The organism is Thalassobacillus pellis, from assembly GCF_016908295.1.
Lineage (GTDB): Bacteria > Bacillota > Bacilli > Bacillales > Halobacillaceae > Thalassobacillus > Thalassobacillus pellis.
This window is the reverse complement of sequence record NZ_JAFBDO010000001.1, coordinates 504,796-526,568: the sequence shown is the minus strand read 5'-3', so window position 1 is coordinate 526,568 and position 21,773 is coordinate 504,796. Positions and strand designations below refer to the sequence as shown.

Genomic DNA, 21,773 nt, shown 5'->3' with positions numbered 1-21,773 from the left:
GCTTTCTCCTGCCATCTCACTATATTCAAATGAACGGGACAGATATTCATTATGAATTAAGATTCATCTTCGAGATCCTAGAATGATTTACATCCATTTTTCATAAAGTGGTATGAGGGCAATCCCTCGAATATTTGCAGGAAAAAAGGAGGTATTTATGAAATATTGCACCGAATGTGGAGGGGAACTTACTAAAGGTTATCAATTCTGTGTAGCGTGCGGTCATCCTGTTAAAACATCTTCTCTTCAAGGGGATGGTACAAGGGAACGAAAGAAATTTACTAAAAAGCAGAAGATATGGACGGTTACCGTGGTGCTTTTGTTTGTTGTTTTGGGATCGGCATACATAATCGGAGCCAATATGACCTCGAAAAAAAGCCTCGTCCAGGAATATGAAGAGGCTGTCGAGAAGAAAGATGCAGCTGCATTGGCAGAGCTATTTGTATATGAGGGTGTCAAGGAAAAGGTTGAAAAGTCGGATACAAAAGCATATTTGGAATACTTAAAATCCTATCCGGATAAAAAAGAAGAAGTACTGGAAGAATTGGAAGCCCAGCTTCCTGAATCAAAATCAGGAAAACAGGAGTTCTGGGATGAAATGCTCGCGGAAGACCCGTTTTTGGAAATCGTAAAAGATGGAAAGTTCCTTGTTTTTGATCGTTACAAGCTTGCTGTATCTCCGGTTTATGCGACTTTTCAGCTTGATTACCAGGGGACAAGGGTCAAGTTAGGTGAAAAAGAAATCTTCACCTCTAGCGAAGAATCGCAGGAACAGAAATATGGTCCGTTGTTTCCTGGGATCTATACCTTTACTGCCAGTTACCGAGGGGAAACAGCAGAGTTAAAAACCACGGAAACGGCAGAATTCTGGCAGCCGCAGGATTACCTGATTCACTTCAACATGGAGGCAGATACGGTCAGGTTCCAGACAGACATGAGACCTCCTGAAAATCGGACACTTTTCATCGATGGGAAAAAAGTAGACTTCGATCCTTTTGGTATCAAAGAATACGGACCGATTGTGTTAGATGGTGCGACTAGCGCGGAAGTGGAAGCAGAGTTCCCGTGGGGAAAAATGAAATCAGGATCAATAACTCTGGAAGAGCCGGTGGTGGACGTTTCTTTCCAATTTACGAAAAAACTTGATAAAAAGCTGGCAGAGATAGTCAGGGGATATTTCGAATCGTACCTTGTATCTTTTGAAAAACAAGGAAAATCCGGCCTAAAGAATGCAACGACTGAATGGGAAGAAATAATGAAGGATGAACTTGCGACGGAAAAAAGCGCAGGTTATACGTACGCATGGAAAGTCAAGGAAATGGAAATGCTCGCAGGCGAAAAGGAGATATCTGAAGCCGAAGGGAATTATCATATAAGAATTCCAGTTAGGATGGAGTATTATAATCAAAGCTATGAAGCAGGTTCAGATGCAGATATGGATATGAGTAAGGACACCATGGATATCCATGTGATTTTTCTTGATGGAAAGTGGCAGGTCTATGATGTGACAACTTCTTCACTTGGGTATGAGGAGTTTCCTGAAACGATACCTGTGTTAAGTGATACAAAAGAATATAAGATCACTATTCCTGAAGAGAAGAATACGAGTGTTTCAAATGAACTTCCTGACTATGCAGACCCGGCAGCATTCGTCATCGCATTCCGTGAGGCTTACGAACAGGCATTGAATGCGGTCGATTTTTCAATCGCAGAGAACTTCCTTCTATATGATAGCTCCGCGTATCACGATTTGAAAACCTATATGGAGACAGACGTCATAGACACATTCGAATTTAACTTCACGGTAAACGAACCCTTGGCAGTCGAAGATACTGCTGAAGGAATAAGCGTCCATATGCATGAGCAATTTATTTTCACTCATGAAGGTGAGCGGACTGACTATGATAGAGAAAAATTGTACCATTTAATTGTGGATGAAAACGGGGATTTAAAGATTTCCAGAATCGACATATTGGATACGGTGAGAGAATAGGAGGTGACTTCGGTCATCTCTTTTTTTGTGAATCACGAATCGCTTGCCGCATGCACGACCTCAGCTAACTTGGTCAAGGAGTTCGCTTGTCCAAGTGGATCTTGGCTCGTGCTGTTCCCGCAAGCGTCATAGCCTCTAGCTCATTGTTGAAGCAACTAAAAATATCTAACAGTGGCTGATCTTAAGAGAGATTGTTTCGTTGCTTTACAAAAATGTCACTCTATTTTCGCAATAAGCTTTAATTAATGCAAAAACGGTCTTTATGTACGTAAAACTCCATAAAGACCGCACTTTTATAATCTCCTATTTTTCGGTAACCCCATTATGAGGGATTTTTAAATTCAGAAAGGATTGAACATATTGGTAATGCTTGAGACGACTTGCATGATGATCATCCGTGTTAATAGGAATAAGACAAGGTAAGTAAACAAGGTGTGGAGAAAAGGATCGATACCAAGAGACTGTTTTTGATGCAGGGAATACAACGTAAAAGGAACGGCAGCAGCAATCCCAAAACCGGTAAGGGCGTTAGCGAATGGCACTAAAGACACAAGTCCTGCTACTAAAAAAAGGCAAGTGAGCGCAAGCAGCAGTGTAGGAATCGTCAAAAACGTGATGAGACTGCCGAATACTTCCTTGAATGTCGGCGGCTGATTGTTGTTGATTTTGGTAAGCAGGAAAATCGTTACACTCACGAGCAGAAGAACGATACCTGCAACTATTGCCACCGGAAAAAATACGGCCATGAACGGCACGTTAAAGCCGAACCCAAACACATCAAAGAAACTCGTCATCGTCTTAGTGATATAGTACATCATCAATCCGGAAAAGATAATGAACAAGAGAAAAGTTATTCTGGCATTAGCGAAAATATCATGAGCTGTACTTTGAAGGACAGCTGTCGGATTTTTACCAGCTGCCTTAAAATATTCGAAATAACTTTTTCCAGACTGTTTGAAATTAAAAGTGGAACCGTGGTAGGTATCCCTCGTCGTATAGCCTCCATGGGGAGTGGTTTGTAAAGGCTGTGCTCCGACATCTGCATCCAAAGCCGATGGTGTGTAGGCTGGGCTGGGTCTGGGAGTTTCAGTGGGGATGGCTGAAGTATCCAGCGGTTTAAAAAGCTTTCCGCAATTACCGCAAAACTTTCCATCTGGGTGTGGGGCCTGGCAATTTGCACAGTATTGCATAGCTGTCACTCCTTGTACCGTATTGATGGTTCTTTTTTGAAACGTATGTACTCCTTTCTGGACAAATGTAGTGAATCATAGGAGTATACGTGCTTGTAAAGGAAAAAATGAATGTTTTTCAAAATATTATTGATTTCCCGCTTAGCAAGCATTGGTTTGTGGAAATATAAAGATAAGACAATATGATAGATAGGATGGGATACACATGCGAAGAGTAAATGCCTATTTTGAAAACGAAAACCATGCAGAAGGAGTCACTGCCAGATTACAGGCCCTTCGAGTGGAGAATGTGACGGTCGAAGAAATACCGGAAGACAACAACAATCTGGTGGAACTGTTTAAAAGATTAGTCCGCGCCGAAGATGAGGCTCACACCCATAAGCCACAACTTCTGTCATTCGAAGTGGTGGATGAGGATTACGCCAAAGCAAAAAAAATCATCGAAGACAGCAAAGGCCGCATTTCCGAAGAAGAAGTATCCTGAAGTAAGATCACACACAACACACCCCGGGAGAACCAGAAATTGGTTCTCCCGGGGTGTGTTGTTTTGCTGTTTTTAGGAAGAAGGAAGTGGGCAGGAATTACTGCTCACTTTTTTTATGGATTCTGTTTTAATCTTCTCATGCACTTATGATTGGTTGTACCACAGAACTTTAAAGAAGATGCCCCTAATCTTAATAATTAATTTCCATTTCTAGAAAATATGGTAGAATATTGTAAAAGTTCTGAATACGGAACGGTTGGAGGTGATTTACTAGATTGCTGCTGTGAAATCTATTCATAATCTATATTTGTAAATTGGGGGCGTTTACTTAATGGAAATCAGTTTTATATCAATGTGGTTATTTGGTTTTTTGTTAGGAGTGAAGCATTCCCTGGAGCCGGATCATGTGATTGCCGTTTCAAATATCGCAAGCGAAACAAAAACATTGAGACGTTCATCGCTAACCGGAGTTAGCTGGGGTGTCGGTCATACACTTACACTGCTTTGTGTTGGTTTGACAGTTATCGTACTAAAAGTCGAGATTGTTGAAGTCTGGGCGATGTCATTTGAATTCCTGGTTGGCGTGATGCTGATTTATTTAGGGGTAAAAGGCATGTTTGGTTATCGGAAAATTCATATGCATGGTGAGAAGGGAAAAGCAAGCAGCCCGGTTTTTATCAAACCTCTAATCATTGGTTTCGTTCATGGCCTGGCTGGAAGTGCAACAATGGTTTTATTAACAGCATCAACGGTTTCGAGCCTTTGGGAGGGTGTTATTTACATACTTGTTTTCGGCTTAGGTACGATTGTCGGAATGCTGCTGTTTACAACTATTATTGGGGTGCCTTTCGTGCTTAGTGCCGGCAGAAACCGCCTGAACGATACACTTACGAAGATGACAGGCCTTATTAGTACAGGGTTTGGTTTCTACTATGTATATAATTTGGGAATTAACGAGGGTTTATTTACCTTATGGTTATAATCTATTACAAGGATAGGTGGAGAAGAGTTTATGGCTAACAAGGAATCTATTGAAATCATTTTGGAAAAGGTACACTCTGGTGAGCTTAACATCGAAGATGCCAAATCCTTACTGCAATCTTATGAAGAACTTGGTTTTGCAAAGCTTGATCATCATCGGCAGGAGAGAACCGGCTTCCCAGAAGTCGTGTTTGGGGAAGGAAAAACGGTTGAGCAGATTCAAATCATTTTGCATCGCCTTGTCCAGACAAACAAAAATGTTCTTGCGACCCGTATTCCTCCGGAAAAAGCAGAAATTATTATAAACACCCTTCCGGAATTCAGTTATAACGAGATGGCAAAAGCTCTTTATGTAAAAAGTCAGAATCTGTCTAGCAGTCTAGCAGATGAGTATGTTGCTATAGTTTGTGCTGGAACATCGGATTTGGCTGTTGCCGAGGAAGCAGCGGTAACGGCTGAAGTATTTGGCTGCCAAGTAAAACGTTTTTACGATGTAGGGGTAGCCGGGATTCATCGTTTATTTGAAAATCTGGAAACCATAAAGGGGGCATCTGCCTCTGTGGTTGTTGCGGGAATGGAGGGGGCATTGGCGAGCGTCCTGGGTGGTCTTGTAAATCATCCAATCTATGCGGTTCCAACGAGTGTCGGCTACGGAGCTAACTTTCAGGGGCTGTCCGCCTTACTCTCCATGCTGAATGCGTGTGCCCCTGGTATCAGTGTGGTCAATATCGATAATGGCTTTGGGGCAGGTTACAATGCAGCATTAATCCAGCGAATAAAAGAGAAGCAGGTGACATTATAATGAAAACCTTATATTTCGATTGTTTTTCAGGGATAAGCGGTGACATGACAATCGGGGCATTGGTTGATGCAGGTGTGGACCCGGAAATTATTGAGAAAGAATTAAAAAAGCTGGATATCGAATCGGAATACCAGCTTGAATGGAAAAAAGTAGTGAAAAACGGCATTTCTGCTAAGAAATTTTATGTGCATACCAATGCTGATGGTACTAGTGGTGACCACCACCATCACCATAGACATCATACCGATATAGTGAAAATGATAAAAGCTGCCGGTTTCAATGAGAAGGTGACTGAAATGTCGTTGCGTATTTTTGAAGAAATAGGAAGGGCAGAGGCGAAGATCCACGATATTCCCTTTGAAAAAGTCCACTTTCACGAGGTCGGAGCCATTGATTCGATTATCGATATTATTGGAAGTGCAGTAGCTATTAATCAGTTAGAGGTTGATCGTATAGTTTCTTCTCCAATTCCTGCAGGAACCGGAAAAATTCATATTGACCATGGTATCTACCCTGTTCCCGCCCCTGCTACATTAGAAATCTTAAAGGGGAAACCGTTGCAGCAGAGTAAAGTGGAGGGAGAATTAACAACCCCTACAGGCGCGGGTATTGTGTCCGCCCTTGCTCAGTCTTTTGGAACCATTCCTTCTATGAAGATAGAAGCTATCGGCTATGGAGCAGGAACAAAAGAATTTAGGGATCACCCAAATGTCCTGCGTGTAGTGCTCGGGAAAACTTACTAATTCATCGAGGAGGTCCAATAGAATGGAGCCATTTTCCCACAAAAAAGAACATATGGATGAGAAGATGCTTAAAATAGAAGTGAACTTAGATGATATCCCAGGAGAGTGGCTGGGCCATGTCATGGATTTATTGTTTGATGCAGGAGTGAATGATGTATTCTACATCCCTATTTACATGAAAAAAAACCGGCCAGGCGTAATGCTGCAGATTTTATGTAATAAAGAGAAACTAGACAAAGTCAGCGCCATCTTATTTCAAGAAACAACAACGTTGGGCATCCGTTATTTTCCTATCACGGTACATCGTTTGGAACGAAGGTTTTTGAGTGTCTCTACAAAGTGGGGCGAAGTAACAGTGAAAGAAGGACTATACCAAGGGGAATTGATACAGAGATCTCCGGAATATGAAGATTGTCGGAAAATTGCGGAACTACAAAACATCCCTTTGAAAGCGGTTTATCAAGAAGTGTGGCGCAACATATAATCTCATGTTTAACCTGCATAATAGTATAAATTACCGTGCGTCAGGGGTCTTTTGTAGTAATTTCCCTAAATTGTAAGAAAATTCCCAAAAGTCATTGACTCAATTTGTAAGCTAATGTAATATTTTACATGAAATTTATATAAAACTAAGTTTTATAATGTAAAACAATAATACGAATATTGATGGAGGGATGTTTATGGGAAAGTCGGAAGATAAGGTTATGCCTCGAATAAATAATCCGATTAACCCTTATCGGGACAATGTGCAAGGGAAAGCCAATGAACCGATTACAGTAGCAGGATTGCTGGACCGGGCAAAAAAGGTTTTAGGGGATCAGGTATCGGCCGCTGACTGGACACTTGGGGAAATTTACAATCGTCTGCATCAGAATGCCCCGCGTATAGCAATCATAGGAGGATCTTCAGATCATCCTGCCCACATTTTAGACATACAGACTGTTTCAAGAGCAGCTCTGAAAATTTGGGAGGAAGGGGGTGTTCCCTTTTACTTCAGTACGCCTGTTTTATGTGATGGTACAGCGCAAAGTAATATGGGGATGTCCTATTCTCTGCAGAGTCGGAATGCTATCGCGGAGATGGTGGTTAACCAGATGGAAGCCCATAGTTATCATGGTGCTTTTGTTATTCAGGGATGCGATAAGCAGCCATTGGGTGTTTTAAGTGGACTGGCGTTGTTGGATCGGGTACGACGCCTGCGTGAAGAAGCTCCGGTATTCGCATCTTTTGCTCCATCCCACGTACTAAAAGGGGGAGAAATCCCGCAAGATTTACAAGATGAATTGAAGGCGGTTGCAGAATTGGCATCACAAAAGGGTGAACAAAATATCACCGATGATTTATACGATGCACTAAATTATATCCTGCAGTGCAGTTCTAATACTCAATTTCAGGGTGTTTTAACACGTGCTGTTGAAAGCGGTATCATTTCTGCTGAGCGGCATGATTATTTTGAAAAACGACTTGCTGTCAATACATGCGATGCGGCCGGCGGGATTTGCGCTTTCCATGGCACAGGAAATAGTTCGAGGGATGTCATGGCGGGTCTTGGACTAGCCCATCCGAACCTGGAAATATTAACGGAACCCCCTACCCAGGAGCAATTAAACCCGGCAATCGAGTCTTTGTTCTCCATCATCAATCGGTCCGAGTGCAGTGTTGCCGAGTTAGTTGGAGTCAATATGGCGAATGCGATCCGTATTCACAGTTCTGGTGGGGGCTCATCCAATTTAATGATGCATATCGTAGGAGCCATGATTTATGCAGGTTACCAATTCAACCTTTGGGATGTAGAAAAAATTCATCAAACGCACCCTATTCCTGATTTATTTAATTACAGTCTTACAGAAGGCAGGGATATTTACGCATTGGCTCAGCAGTGCTGTACTGGTGCTATCCGAGGTACGGAGACACTATTTTACGAACTCATGGAAAATGGTGTTCCAATGGATATCCATGCCCTGACTGTCACGGGGGAAACCTGGAAGGAACGATTAAGTAACACAGAAGGTCTAAGCGCAGATGGCGTGAAAGAAAACCCCATTATCCTAAGCAAACCAAGACGGAAGTTTAGCGGCGTCGATGTGTTATCAGGCAACTTTTTTGAAAGCGCTGTCGTAAAAATCAGCGGGATGTCGACACAGCAATTAAATCAGTTTGACGAAAAGATTTCGTTTGTCCTTTATTTTGAGAATGAAGAAGAAGCGAACCAGCAGCTTCTTGATGACAAGTTGTTAAGTAAATTAAGGGATCAGAAATCATTTCCATATGAGCATTTGTTGAATATGTGGTCTCATAATAATCCAGATACTTACTCAGAAGCCTCGCTGTTAACTTATAATCAACTTTTTGACCGTATGGTTGATGAAGAAATTCTGAAAATGTCGGTTATTATTGCAGGGCAGGGTCCAGAAGCATTTGGGATGCCAGAGATGTTTACTCCGATGCAGCATATTAATGCGAATCGCCAGTTAAGAAAACTTGTTATCCTGATCAGCGATGGACGTTATTCCGGGGTCTCTTATGGGGCGGCAATTGGACATATGACACCAGAAGCCTATCACGAGGGTGGCATTTTATATCTTCAGCAAGGAGATGTGTTACATTTACGCTTCCGCTCCAGAAGAATTGATCTGCTCGACGAAAGAAGATTTGATGATGGAGAAATAGCATACGTCCAGGAAGACTGGGAGAAGAACAGAATAGAGCTTGGAACTCAAAGAAAGACAGTCATGAGAAACAGGCAAAAAACAGTCGCTTCTTCTAATCGTTTTATCGGATGTACAGATGCAGCTGAAGGCGTGGTTCCCCAAGCTGTTAAAGAAGATGCCACTATCCCATATACCATGAATAAGGAAGCTACTCATAATTGAGGCATAACAGAAAATTATTTGAAAGCGATTTCACTTGATGCTCAACTATGTTTTGAACACCCCTAGACGCAGTAATACGCAAATATCAAAACTTGGTTTTATATTATAAAACAAGAGGAGGAGACGATGAAACTTAAATCTAGTCTTATGTATGTGTTTATTTCGTTGTTTGCTTTCACTGTTTTGCTGGCAGGGTGTAGTAATAACAGTGCTTCAGGAGATGGAGGTGGAACGAAAACTATCAAGGTTGCGAATTACTTCGCGCCAGATCATCCTCAAAACATTGCCCTTAAGGAAGTATTTAAGCCTGTCGTTGAAGAAGAGTCAAATGGAAAGATTAAGGTAGAGGTCTATCCAAACAGTCAATTGGGTGCAGAGCAAGAGTTTTATGACGGCGTTCGTAACGGGACGATTGAGATGGGAATCCCGGGGATGATCATGCAGAATACCCTTCCTAAGATGGGTGTTCCCGAGTGGCCGTTTTTATTCGAAGACTTTGAACATGTAAAGAAAGTACTGACAGGACCTATCGGTGAAGAGTTAATGACTAATCTGGAAAAGGAACACGGGGTTCATCCGCTAGCATGGAGTGCCAATGGTTTCCGAATGTTTTCCAGTAATCAGCCAATTAAAAGCATGGAAGATTTTAAGGGACTACGTCTACGGATGCCAAAAATTGATTCATATATCAATGTCGGAAAAGCTTTAGGCACCAATGTAACTCCAATGCCTATTTCTGAAGTATTTTCCGCTTTGGAGCAGGGAGTAATTGATGGGCAGGATAACCCTATTGCAACTGTGAGGGCTTCCAAGTGGTATGAAGTGCAGACCCATGAACTGGAATCAAGACATATGTTCAGCCCAAACCTTTATGTTATTAACAGTAATTTTTGGAACGGCTTATCTAAAAAACAGCAAAAAATTATTGAAAGTGCCGCGAAAAAGTCGGCCAATCATGAATGGGAACTCCTAGCGAAAAGCTATGAAGAGGATAAGAAGTATTTACAGGAGCAAGGGATGAAATTTATCACACCAACCAAGGAATTCAAAGAAAAGATGAAACAAGCAGTAGAGCCTTTATATGAAGAACATTACAAGAAATACCCTTGGGCCAAGGATCTTGTCGAGCGTATTAGAAAAGCAGCAGAGTAGAGGAGGGGTTGAATGTTAAACAAGGTAGGAAAAGCACTGCATCATACTTTGAGTGTTGCGATATTTATTTGTCTGGCAACGATGTTTGTACTGGTATTTGCCAATGTGGTGTTGCGTTATGCCTTTAATTCGGGGATTACCTGGTCATCAGAAATGTCTCGGTATTTGTTCGTGTGGCTTGTTTTTCTAGGTGCGATTGCTGCATTAAAAGACAATATGCATTTAAATATGGATCTTGTAACAAGTATTCTGCCACCAAAGGCTAAGAAGGTGTTTTTTGTCATCAGCAATCTCCTTGTCCTTTGTACATTAGGTCTCTTCCTCAAAGGAAGCTGGTCCATGACACTACTGACTATGCAGCGGCTTTCGCCAGCAACCAATATCCCTCTTGGTTATGTTTATGGTGTTGGAATTATCGCAAGCATTGCAATGGGGGGCATTGTTCTGGTCAGGCTGGTGAGAACTCTGGTAAAAGGTGAGAAGGAGGGATCTTTAGCTGCTGAGCAACAAGAACAAACGGATTATAAGTTTGAAAAAATTAACTAGGAAGCGGGTGATATGAATGGCCTTAGGTGTTTTCTTGGGATCGTTATTCGGGGCATTAACCCTTGGTGTTCCGATTGCTTTTGCACTTATTTTAAGTGCAGTAGCCTTGATGTTTTTGCTGGGGATGGTTGACAGCCAAATCGTAGCACAGAATCTGATCAGTGGAGCAAACAGTTTTTCCCTGATGGCAATTCCTTTCTTTATTCTGGCAGGGGAGTTGATGAATGCTGGAGGGATTTCCAAACGAGTCGTTGACTTTGCAATGGCATTGGTAGGGCATATTCGAGGAGGTCTTGGCTATGTCGCTATAATTGCCAGTGTCTTGTTTGCTGGTTTATCGGGATCGGCAGTAGCAGATACAGCTGCACTAGGGGCTATCCTTATTCCGATGATGACATCGCGCAGTTATAACAAAAACAGAGCCACAGGTTTAGTGGCAGCGGCAGGAATCATAGCTGTTGTCATTCCACCGAGTATTCCAATGATTCTTTTTGGAGTAACAGGTAGTGTCTCCATATCGCAATTATTCATGGGGGGGATTGTTCCTGGAATTCTCATGGCTGGTGGCTTAGGAGCGGTTTGGCTTTTAATTTCCGGAAGAAACGATGAAAGTGAATTGCCAAAACGTAAGAGTTTGAAGGAAATATGGCAGGTGACCAAGCCGACCCTTTGGGCTTTGACATTACCTGTAGTCATCATCGGAGGAATCCGGGCTGGCGTTTTTACACCAACTGAAGCATCCGTGGTCGCTGTTTTTTTCGCTTTAGTAATCGGAATGTTTGTCTATAAGGAATTAAAAATAAGCGATCTCTATGAAGTTTTTGTTTCTTCCGCAAAAACGACCAGTGTCGTCATGTTGGTAGCGGCGGCTGCAATAGTTGCTGCCTGGCTGATCACTGTTGCTCATCTTCCTCAAGATATGGCTAATTTGTTATCGCCTTTCATGGACAATCAAACGCTGCTCATGATTGTAATATCGGTGTTACTCTTGCTAATTGGATGTGTAATGGATTTAACTCCTGCGATTTTAATTTTTACGCCGGTGCTGTTACCAATCGCTGAAATGGCTAGTATTGATCCGGTGTATTTCGGCATTGTGATGATTATCAACCTAAGTATAGGTCTGATTACACCGCCGGTTGGAACCGTCTTATATGTAGCCTGCGGGATAAGTAAAATCAGTATAGTCGAATTGACAAAAGGGATTTGGCCATTCTTATTGGTCCATGTAACAGTGCTCTTTTTACTGATTCTTTTCCCGGAAATCGTTACTGTTCCCCTTGAATGGTTTACTTAATTTAAATAACAAAATACCTTAACTCAACGACGAAAGGAAAGAAACTATTATGAGCAAATGGAAAGTAGTCGTGACAGATTGGGAGTTTGAAAGTTTAAATTACGAGCTGGAGATTTTGGAACACGAACAAGTGGAGGTCATTCCTGTTCAGTGCAAGTCGGAAAGTGAGGTGATTGCTCATTGCCGTGATGCTGACGCTATTATTAACCAGTACGCCCCGATCAGTAGAAGTGTCATCGAATCTTTGCAAAATTGCAAGGTCATCGCCCGATATGGGGTTGGGGTGAATACGATTGCTGTCGATGCTGCGACGGACAAGGGAATCTGTGTAACGAATGTTCCAGATTATTGCATGGACGAAGTATCTGATCACACCCTGGGGTTACTGTTAAGCTGGGCTAGAAAAATACCATTAGCTGACAAAGAAACCAAGGACAATCACTGGGACTTTAAAAAGACCAGGCCCATTCATAGATTGAGAGGCCGAACGCTGGGTCTGTTGGGATTTGGAAAAATTCCTCAAGCGTTAGCGGAAAAAGTAAAACCTCTAGGACTAAGCGTCCTTGCTTGTGATCCTTACTTTTCTGAAGAAGAGGCGGAAAAAAAGGGGGTAGAATTGGTTTCGCTTGAAGAGCTATGCCAGGGATCCGACATCATTTCCGTTCATGCTCCTCTTACCGATAGCACCAAAGGCCTGCTATCGGAAGCAGAATTCAAAAGGATGAAGAAGCATGCCTTTGTCATTAATACTTCCAGAGGTCCTGTCATTGATGAAGCTTCCCTTATTTCTGCATTGGAAAACAATCATATTGCTGGTGCTGCTTTGGATGTTGTGGAGACAGAGCCTATAGGGCGTGACCATCCGTTTCTTGCAATGGAAAATGTAATTCTGACTCCGCACATGGCTTGGTACTCAGAGGAAGCTGAAAAGGAAATGCGTTCAAAAGTGGCGATGGGTGTAGCTGATGTGCTTCTACACGAGCAATATCCTAAATATCTGGTTAATGAAAAGGTAAAAGGAAAACTTAGTCTTCATCCAAACGATAGTGAAAGGCGTTACGAGCTTCTATCAAATTCATAAATGGAGGGAAATGAATGAAGAAAAAGCTGAAAAGTCTATTAGTTGGGTTAGCGGTTCCTTGTTTACTATTACTTGGCGCATGCAGCAGTACAGAAGCCGGGGGAAATGAATCGGGTATACAGGAGCGCACCCTTCGAGCTGGAATAGGGCTGCCTAAAGAACATCCAGAGGGGCAAGGACTAGTTAAATTCAAAGAAATAGTAGAAGAAAAGACAGACGGAAAAATTACCATTGATGCTTATTTCAATGCCCAGCTAGGGGATGACCAGAAAATGGTAGGGGGACTCCAGGCAGGAACTTTGGACATTACTATTCCATCAACATCACCGATGGTAGGAACTATCAAGCAATTTGGTATTTTCGATTTTCCGTTCTTGTTTAACAATGGCGAGGAAGCAGACGCTGTACTTGATGGTCCTGTAGGGAAAAAGGTACTAGAAGAATTACCTCAGCATGGCCTGGTGGGATTAGCCTATTGGGAAAATGGTTTCCGAAACCTTACGAATAGTGTCCATCCTGTTGAAAGTATAAAGGATTTTAAAGGACTGAAAATACGGACGATGCAGAATGAGGTACATTTGGATGTTTTTCAAGAACTTGGTTCTAACCCGACGCCGATGCCTTTTTCCGAAGTATTCACGGCGTTAGAAGGACATACGATTGATGGACAGGAAAACCCTTTGGCTACTATCTTATCCAACAAATTCTATGAAGTGCAGGACTACTTAAGTCTAACCAGGCATGTTTATACACCATTCATATTTTTAATAAGTCAGATGACTTGGGAAGATCTTTCCGAAGAGGAGCAGAAAATTATTAAGGAAGCTGCTATAGAAGCAGGTGAATACCAAAGAAAAGCAAACCGGAAGGCAAATGAAGAGGCACTTCAAGAGTTAAAGGAAAAAGGGATAAAAGTAAACGAATTCCCACAAAAAGAAAAAGAAAAAATTAAAAAACAGATCCAGCCGGTCATAGACAAATATTCCAAGAAATATGGAGAAGAATTATATCAGCAAATGAATGAACAGTTGAAAGAAATCCGCAGCCAGAACTGATGGGGGTAACTTATGGATAATGTTAATAAGTTAGTTCAGGACATCTCGCTACCACGGATGATAAAGGTAAGGCAAATGTTTGATGATACGGAAATTTTCGATGTGGCAGGAGAAGTAAGGAAGCAAATCCAGGAAGCTGGCGTCCTGCCTCTCATCTCGGAAGGAGATCAAGTGGCAATAGCTGTCGGCAGCCGTGGGGTGGCTGATCTGCCCATTTTGACAAGAGAAGTGGTGCAGGCAGTTAAATCGGCAGGGGGATCCCCTTTTATTGTACCGGCAATGGGCAGTCACGGTGGGGCAACCGCTGAAGGTCAAATCAACGTGCTGGAGCAATTAGGTGTAATCGAGGATGTTATAGGTGCACCAATCAGGTCCAGTATGGATGTTGTGGAGATAGGGAGTCTGCCGAACGGACTCCCCATCTACACGGATAAGAACGCTTATGAGGCAGATAAAATCATTGTCATTAACCGAATCAAACCGCATACCGCATTTCGGGGACCAGTGGAAAGCGGATTAATGAAGATGATTACGATTGGACTTGGAAAGCAAAAAGGTGCTGAGGCTGCGCATTCCTACGGATTCAAATATATGGCAGAGCATGTGCCCGAGATGGCCAAAATCGTTTTAAATAAAGCTCCGATTATTTTTGGACTGGGAACAATCGAAAATGCCTATGACAGACCTACTAAAATCGTCGCTATCCCTGCCGAGAAAATGTTTGAGGCAGAACCAAAATTGCTTAGTGAAGCAAAAAATCTTATGCCAAGCATACTTTTTGATAAAGCAGATGTCCTTGTTGTCGATGAATTAGGGAAAGATATTTCCGGCGATGGAATGGATCCAAATATTACGGGAAGATTTGCTACTCCATATGCCAGTGGGGGGATCAATGCGAAAAGGGTAGTCGTGCTCAGCCTGACGGAAAAAACGCATGGCAATGCTAATGGAATCGGTCTTGCCGATATCACAACTAAGAAAGTATATGAAAGTATTGATCTGGCACAAGGCTATGCCAACGCGCTGACCAGCACAGTAGTGGATACAGTCAAGGTCCCTATGTTTTTGGAAACGGGAGAACTTGCTGTAAAAGCGGCAATCAAAACATGTAATGCGTTCGATCTGAGTAAGGTAAGGCTCATTCGAATAAGTAACACCCTTCATATTAAGGATATATGGATTTCTGAAAGTATGCTTTCAGAAGCTGAAAAAAGAGAAGACATGGAAGTGTTAACAAAGCCTCACGAGTTAGATTTATCATTCTATGATGTCATTACGAATAAAGGGAGCTGCTAATGTGGACAAAACCAGACAAAAAATAAGGGAACTAGGTTTTCCCGATTCCGATTGTCACGACCTGCCCAGTTCTACAAAAACATTCCCTGACGGGGCACAATACCGGGTAGAAATTCCGAGTGTGGAAGGCCCGGGATCTTTAGAGGCTGTTTTAGACGCATGCAGAGAATATGATGTTTCCATTCATCGCATTTCCCAGGGGAGCGGCATTATGCTGTTAACCGATGAAGAACTAACGAAAATTGCCGATTTAGGAAGACAGGAGGATTTAGAAGTTAGTTTGTTCGTCGGTCCGCGTGGGAGCTGGGATATCAATGCCATGCCTTGGTCCAGTGGGGGGAAAATTACAGGCCAGCGGGTCCAGGGAATGGATCAGCTTATATATTCTATAGAAGATGTTAAGCGTGCCTGCCAATTTGGTATCCGTAGTATATTGGTTGCTGATGAGGGACTCCTCTGGTTAGTCAATGAATTTAAAAAATCAGGGGAACTGCCACATGATTTAGTTGTCAAAGTCTCTGTACAGATGGGGCAGTCCAATCCAGTTTCCATTCGTATGATGGAAAACCATGGAGCTGATACTTTTAATGTACCGACTGACCTGACCCTTGCACGTCTTTCGGCAATTCGGCAAGTTGTCGACATTCCGTTAGATATTTATGTGGAGGTTCCTGATGATATCGGTGGTTTCATCAGACACTATGAGATTCCCGAAATCATACGTGTCGCCGCGCCGGTATATATTAAATTCGGTTTGAGAAATGCGCCTAATATTTATCCGTCGGGCACCCACATTAAGGATACTTCCATAGCTTTATCTAGAGAGCGAGTTCGTCGAGCTCGAATCGGACTTGATGTCATTAAACGTTATAGCCCTGACCTTAAAGTTTCCGAAAGAGGTGCAGAAGGACTGGGGATCCCATCTGAAGCTATTCAAGTGCCGTAAGTCTATATACCCGACTTTATGTCCACAAATTTCATATCCCTATGTGATAATATGGAACTAACAACTAAGTCAAAAAGGATGATAAAACTATGCCGATCATACAATCTGTGGACAGAGCACTCGCCATTTTAAATTTGTTTGATGAGTATTCCCCAGAACTCAAAATCACCGAAATAAGCGATCGCATGCATTTAAATAAAAGTACCATACATTCTTTACTGAAAACGCTTCAAAAACATCACTATATTGAACAGAATACAGAAAATGGAAAGTATCGTCTGGGGATGAAGCTTTTTGAACGGGGAAATATCGTTATCCATAACCTGGATATTCGTACTACGGCTAAGAGGCATTTAATTGATCTTTCCATGAAAACCGGCCATACAATAAATTTAGTAATCTTGGATGGTAAGGAAGGAGTATATATCGACAAAGTAGAAGGATCCTCAGGAACGATTCTTTATTCCCGTATTGGGAGAAGGATCCCCGTTCACTGCAGTGCGGTCGGAAAAGTACTGGTAGCCTTTAAGAAGGAAGAAGAATTAAACAGAATTCTTGAAAGCTATGATTATATAAAACAACCCCCTAATACTATCACCAACGAAAAAGCTTTCAGGGAAGAATTAGACCAAGTAAAAAGACAAGGATATGGCTATGAAAAAGAAGAAAATGAGCCAGGGGTGTGCTGTTTTGCTGTTCCAGTCAAGGATCATATGAATCAGGTTATTGCGGCTATCAGCCTTTCCATGCCATCTGCAAGATTGCACATGGAGGATGAGGAAACTATCGTGGCTCAGTTAAAAATGACTGGCGATCAGATATCAGCTCAAATGGGTCATAACCACAGCTCATTTAAGAGATTCTAAATTTTCAACTACTCATGACTTGCATGGAGTATAACTATTTATCAAAACTTGGTTTTATAATATAAAACAAAAAGTGGAGGGTGAAGAATTGCGTATTATACGATATTTAAATAATGAAAAAGTACCTGTTTTAGCTGCAGTAACAAATGAAAACGAAGTTTACAGCTTGCCTTATCGAGATTTTATGGAAATGATTCGGTTGGCTGAGGAAAAAAACTCTACTCCTCTCCAGCTAGTCGAGGATGTCATTACTCAGTCTATACCACATGATGTTCCTTACGAGGATCTTAAATTACTTGTTCCGATTAAAGCTCAGGAGGTTTGGGCATCGGGCGTTACCTATGAAAAAAGTCGAGATGGGCGAAATTATGAATCTACGGATGGAAAGCTTGATGCTACCACATTCTACGATAAGGTTTATGAGGCTGAGAGACCGGAGATTTTCTTTAAATCCACGGATAAACGAACAGTTGGCCCAGAAGAGGATGTTTATTTAAGAAGCGATTCCAATTGGCAAATACCAGAGCCGGAGGTTGGACTCGTGCTTAGCAAGAAGGGGGAAATCTTGGGTTTTACAGTTGGAAACGATATGAGCTGCCGTGACATAGAGGGAGAAAACCCACTTTATCTGCCACAGGCCAAAGTGTGGAAAAACTCTTGTGCGATCGGTCCGGCTATTCGTCTGACAGAAACTGTTGAAGATCCATATAATCTTAAGATCATCTGTCGGATATATCGTAATCAGGAGAAACAATTTGAAGGTTCAGCCAATACAGGACAAATGAAAAGGAGATTTGAGGAGCTCGTTTCTTATCTATTAAAGGATAACACTGTGTTTGATGGAACTGTTCTCTTAACAGGAACCTGCATCGTACCCCCTAATGAATTCACACTTCAGAACGGAGACAAAATCGAAATTGAAGTACCTGGTATTGGCAAGCTGGTAAGCAACGTAAAGAGCCAAGTCAGCCAGCCTGTATATTAGTCTCATAAAGAGACAGAATTGGAAGTTCTAAAACAGCAGGATCACATGTTTTAAAAGAAAGGATGGAAAAATAATGACTGTTCAAACAACAGAAATGACTTATCAAAATTTTATTAATAATCAATGGATAGCCTCCACTTCAGAAGATCTTATTGCCAGTATTAACCCAGCTAATTCAAAGGAGAAGATTGGCTACGTCCAGAATTCTACCCGGGAAGATGTCGACCATGCTGTCAAGGCAGCCAAGCACGCAAAAAAAACCTGGAGACAACTTTCAGGGGCAGAGCGTGGTAATTATCTTTACAAAATAGCAGATGTAATGGAGAGAAGACACGAAGAAATTGCAGAAACACTGACGAAAGAAATGGGAAAAACACTACCGGAGGCAAAAGGTGAAACATCAAGGGGAATTGCCATTCTCCGTTACTACGCGGGGGAAGGCATGAGAGAAACAGGTGATGTGATTCCTGCTTCAAACAGGAAAGCTTTGATGTATACTGATCGCGTCCCATTAGGGGTTGTAGGAATTATCACTCCTTGGAATTTCCCTGTGGCCATTCCCGTCTGGAAGATGGCACCAGCGTTAATCTATGGAAATACAGTGGTTATAAAGCCTGCTCAGGAAGCGGCTGTTACTGCAGCAAAAGTTATCGAGTGTATGGAGGAAGCTGGTTTACCTGAAGGTGTCGTTAATTTGGTCACTGGAAGAGGGTCTATAGTTGGTCAGGGAATTATTGATCATCCTGATGTAAACGGTATCACTTTCACTGGTTCAAATAGCGTAGGAAAAAGCGTTGCAGAAGGTGCGGTAGCACGTGGGGCAAAATACCAGCTGGAAATGGGCGGGAAAAATCCAATTATTATTGCTGATGATGCAGACCTGGATGAGGCAGTTGAAGCAACAATCAGCGGAGGTCTTCGTTCTACCGGACAAAAATGCACAGCCACAAGCCGGGTAATTGTCCAGGAAGGAATTTACGCTCAGTTTAAAGAAAAATTACTACAAAGAACCCGAGAAATCACAATCGGTAATGGAATGGATGATGACATATGGATGGGACCTTGTGTGAATGAAGCTCAGTTAGACACAGTTCTTTCCTATATAGAAAAAGGAAAAACAGAAGGGGCTACTCTCCTTTTAGGGGGAGACAGGCCAAAAGATCCCGAATTGGAAAATGGGTTTTATGTGAATCCAACGATTTTCGAGGATGTAAGACCAGGAATGACCATTGCCCAGGAGGAAATTTTTGGCCCGGTGCTGTCTTTATTGAAAGTAAGCACAATTGAGGAAGCTTTAGAAGTCGCCAATGACGTTCCATTTGGCTTGAGTGCTTCTATTTTTACGAAAAATACCGATAACATGTTTGAATTTATTGATGAAATGGAGGCCGGCTTAGTCCGAGTCAATTTTGAAACGGCAGGAGTAGAACTGCAAGCCCCATTTGGAGGAGTGAAAGATTCCAGCTATGGCCCACGAGAGCAGGGCTCTGCCGCTAAGGAATTCTTTACCTCGATTAAAACTGTTTATATAAAACCTTAAGACTGAACGCAGGGAGATATGGGGAGTCAATGCCCCATATCTCTTGTGATTATTGGAGGGAAGTTAAGAATGAAAACAGTTATATTTCATGCAACGAATTCGGAGAAATTGGGGGTTAAGACTGAAAGGGGAATTCTAGATGTAGAAAAGGCTAAAAATAACTACCCGGGGTTTTCAGCGGTGCCTGTCTCTGCATCTGAACTTATTTATTCAGAGGAGAAAGGGAAAGAGCTGCTGAATGAATTGACTCAGCGGGCCTTGCAGGGAGACGAGTCATTTTTCTTTTATCAGGAAGATACCCTTGAGTTAGCTCCGTGTGTCACGAACCCTCAGAAAATCATTTGTATTGGATTGAATTATAGGAAGCATGCGATTGAGTCAAACATGCCGATTCCGGAGGCCCCGATTATTTTTAGCAAGTTTAATAACGCACTTGCCGGCCATAGGACAAAGATTACTCTGCCAGCCAGGTCAGAACAGGTTGATTATGAAGCTGAATTAACAATTATTATAGGAAGAAAGGCGAATCAAGTTAGGACGGAAGATGCCCTTTCGTATGTTTATGGCTATTGTATCGGCAATGACTTATCAGCAAGAGATCTGCAGACTAAGACACCGCAGTGGCTTCTTGGCAAAACCTGTGATGGATTTGCACCTATTGGGCCATACCTTGTCAGCAAAGATGAAATTTCAAATCCAGATCAGCTGAATATCACTACAAAAGTAAATGGAGAATTACGGCAATCCTCCAACACCTCCGATATGATTTTTTCCTGTAAAGAGATTATTGCCTATCTTTCCGATCATATGACTCTTTATCCGGGAGATATCATTATGACCGGGACCCCTGAAGGTGTGATCCTGGGCTACCCGGAAAAGGAAAGATATTGGCTTAAGGATGGAGATGAAGTGACTATTGAAATTGCAAATCTTGGCAGGTTAACAAACCAATTAGCAGCAATCGACTAGTAGAAAAATTCACTCTTAAAAGTCTTCTATAGATCGGAGGGGCGGTTTTGGATAATAAAAAACCTATTTTTCAGGGGATTATCCCGCCAGTAGTTACTTTATTTGACCAGAATGAGGAATTTGATTGGGAAGCGAATAACAAGTTGACAGACTTTCTTATTAATCAAGGGGTTCATGGCCTTTTATATATGGGAAGTACCGGGGAATTTTCAGCTCTGACAAAGGAAGAACGAAAGCAATTTGCTGAGAAAATGATTGAACATGTAAACGGAAGGATACCTATACTCATTGGTACGGGAAGTTCATCTTTAAAAGAAACGATTGACCTGTCACAGCACGCAGAATCTGTTGGTGCAGATGGGGTCTTGATTGTTAATCCCTATTACTGGAATTATTCAGAGGATCAATTGTTCCAATACTTCACAACTATTGCGGATAATCTGTCTATTCCTTTGATGCTATATAACATTCCTCAATTAACAGGACAGAATCTATCCAGCAGACTGATATGCCGTCTGGCTGAAGCCCGTAAAAACATTGTCGGAGTAAAAGAAACGGTCATGGATATCGGACATATAAGAGAAGTAATCCTATCTTGTAAACAGGTTCGGCCTGACTTTTCCGTATTTTCTGCTTTTGATGAACACCTGCTTCCATCTTTGCAAATTGGAGCACAGGGTTCGATCAATGGTACGGCTACGTTTGCACCACGATTGTCTGTAAAACTATTTGAGCACTTTCATAAGGAAGAATACGCACAATCTATTCAGTTACATCAAAAGTTGGCAAAGCTTATGCCGATTTATAAATATAGTGATCCGCTGTTTTTAGCCATTAAAGAGGCTGTTCATCAGATGGTCTTGGGAAATGAAACAGGAGTCAGGCTTCCATGTCTTCCAATTAATAATGAATTGAAAGATAAAGTTGAAACCTTATTGCAGGAAAAAACTTTTAAATGAACCTTAGAAGACCTG

20 protein-coding genes are annotated in these 21,773 nt (G+C 42.0%); 19 read left to right on the top strand and 1 reads right to left on the bottom strand.

The genetic code is table 11. The features are described 5' to 3' along the window. Positions 1-157 precede the first annotated feature (157 nt). Positions 158-1,993, top strand: a complete 1,836-nt coding sequence (locus tag JOC33_RS02530; RefSeq protein WP_205090658.1) for a zinc ribbon domain-containing protein — start codon at positions 158-160, stop codon at positions 1,991-1,993. 341 nt (positions 1,994-2,334) lie between these two features. On the opposite strand, the gene JOC33_RS02525 is transcribed toward JOC33_RS02530, so the two are convergent. Then, on the bottom strand, positions 2,335-3,183 hold the full coding sequence (locus JOC33_RS02525) for a zinc ribbon domain-containing protein (protein WP_205090656.1): 849 nt from the start codon (positions 3,181-3,183) through the stop codon (positions 2,335-2,337). 205 nt (positions 3,184-3,388) lie between these two features. On the opposite strand from JOC33_RS02525, the gene JOC33_RS02520 reads away from it, so the two are divergent. From JOC33_RS02520 to JOC33_RS02435, 18 genes are all read left to right on the top strand, one after another. Beyond that, positions 3,389-3,667 (top strand): hypothetical protein, encoded by a 279-nt coding sequence (locus tag JOC33_RS02520; RefSeq protein WP_205090655.1) that lies wholly within the window; start codon positions 3,389-3,391, stop codon positions 3,665-3,667. Between the two features lie 331 nt (positions 3,668-3,998). Continuing rightward, positions 3,999-4,649, top strand: coding sequence for an urease accessory protein UreH domain-containing protein (locus JOC33_RS02515; RefSeq protein WP_205090654.1), 651 nt, complete (start codon positions 3,999-4,001; stop codon positions 4,647-4,649). Between the two features lie 30 nt (positions 4,650-4,679). After that, a complete protein-coding gene (larB, locus tag JOC33_RS02510; RefSeq protein WP_205090653.1) occupies positions 4,680-5,450 on the top strand; it encodes a nickel pincer cofactor biosynthesis protein LarB in 771 nt (256 codons plus the stop codon). Next, positions 5,450-6,193, top strand: coding sequence for a nickel pincer cofactor biosynthesis protein LarC (gene larC / locus JOC33_RS20495; protein WP_205090646.1), 744 nt, complete (start codon positions 5,450-5,452; stop codon positions 6,191-6,193). The genes larB and larC overlap by 1 nt, the downstream gene beginning before the upstream one ends. 22 nt (positions 6,194-6,215) lie before the next feature. Further along, positions 6,216-6,677, top strand: a complete 462-nt coding sequence (larC2, locus tag JOC33_RS20490; protein ID WP_205090641.1) for a nickel pincer cofactor biosynthesis protein LarC2 — start codon at positions 6,216-6,218, stop codon at positions 6,675-6,677. 196 nt (positions 6,678-6,873) lie between these two features. Next, a complete protein-coding gene (locus JOC33_RS02495; protein WP_205090639.1) occupies positions 6,874-9,066 on the top strand; it encodes a dihydroxy-acid dehydratase domain-containing protein in 2,193 nt (730 codons plus the stop codon). 126 nt (positions 9,067-9,192) lie between these two features. After that, positions 9,193-10,218, top strand: coding sequence for a TRAP transporter substrate-binding protein (locus JOC33_RS02490; RefSeq protein ID WP_205090637.1), 1,026 nt, complete (start codon positions 9,193-9,195; stop codon positions 10,216-10,218). 12 nt (positions 10,219-10,230) lie between these two features. Beyond that, positions 10,231-10,764 (top strand): TRAP transporter small permease, encoded by a 534-nt coding sequence (locus JOC33_RS02485; RefSeq protein WP_205090635.1) that lies wholly within the window; start codon positions 10,231-10,233, stop codon positions 10,762-10,764. 16 nt (positions 10,765-10,780) lie between these two features. Continuing rightward, on the top strand, positions 10,781-12,061 hold the full coding sequence (locus JOC33_RS02480) for a TRAP transporter large permease (protein ID WP_205090633.1): 1,281 nt from the start codon (positions 10,781-10,783) through the stop codon (positions 12,059-12,061). 49 nt (positions 12,062-12,110) lie between these two features. Beyond that, complete coding sequence (locus tag JOC33_RS02475) at positions 12,111-13,142, top strand: C-terminal binding protein (RefSeq protein ID WP_205090628.1); 1,032 nt, start codon at positions 12,111-12,113, stop codon at positions 13,140-13,142. A 14-nt stretch (positions 13,143-13,156) separates the two neighbouring features. After that, positions 13,157-14,197, top strand: coding sequence for a TRAP transporter substrate-binding protein (locus JOC33_RS02470; RefSeq protein WP_205090627.1), 1,041 nt, complete (start codon positions 13,157-13,159; stop codon positions 14,195-14,197). Between the two features lie 12 nt (positions 14,198-14,209). Then, on the top strand, positions 14,210-15,493 hold the full coding sequence (locus JOC33_RS02465) for a nickel pincer cofactor-dependent isomerase, group 22 (RefSeq protein ID WP_205090626.1): 1,284 nt from the start codon (positions 14,210-14,212) through the stop codon (positions 15,491-15,493). 1 nt (position 15,494) lies between these two features. Then, the gene (locus tag JOC33_RS02460) at positions 15,495-16,439 is read left to right on the top strand and encodes a U32 family peptidase (RefSeq protein WP_338054461.1); all 945 of its coding nucleotides are present in this window, start codon (positions 15,495-15,497) and stop codon (positions 16,437-16,439) included. Between the two features lie 89 nt (positions 16,440-16,528). Further along, a complete protein-coding gene (locus tag JOC33_RS02455) occupies positions 16,529-17,305 on the top strand; it encodes an IclR family transcriptional regulator (RefSeq protein WP_205090624.1) in 777 nt (258 codons plus the stop codon). Positions 17,306-17,393: 88 nt separating this feature from the next. After that, on the top strand, positions 17,394-18,290 hold the full coding sequence (locus tag JOC33_RS02450; RefSeq protein WP_205090622.1) for a fumarylacetoacetate hydrolase family protein: 897 nt from the start codon (positions 17,394-17,396) through the stop codon (positions 18,288-18,290). A gap of 73 nt (positions 18,291-18,363) precedes the next feature. Next, complete coding sequence (gucD, locus tag JOC33_RS02445; RefSeq protein ID WP_205090619.1) at positions 18,364-19,830, top strand: alpha-ketoglutaric semialdehyde dehydrogenase GucD; 1,467 nt, start codon at positions 18,364-18,366, stop codon at positions 19,828-19,830. Positions 19,831-19,899: 69 nt separating this feature from the next. Next, positions 19,900-20,799 (top strand): fumarylacetoacetate hydrolase family protein, encoded by a 900-nt coding sequence (locus JOC33_RS02440; RefSeq protein WP_205090617.1) that lies wholly within the window; start codon positions 19,900-19,902, stop codon positions 20,797-20,799. A gap of 47 nt (positions 20,800-20,846) precedes the next feature. Next, complete coding sequence (locus tag JOC33_RS02435; protein ID WP_239533943.1) at positions 20,847-21,758, top strand: dihydrodipicolinate synthase family protein; 912 nt, start codon at positions 20,847-20,849, stop codon at positions 21,756-21,758. Positions 21,759-21,773: the final 15 nt, after the last annotated feature.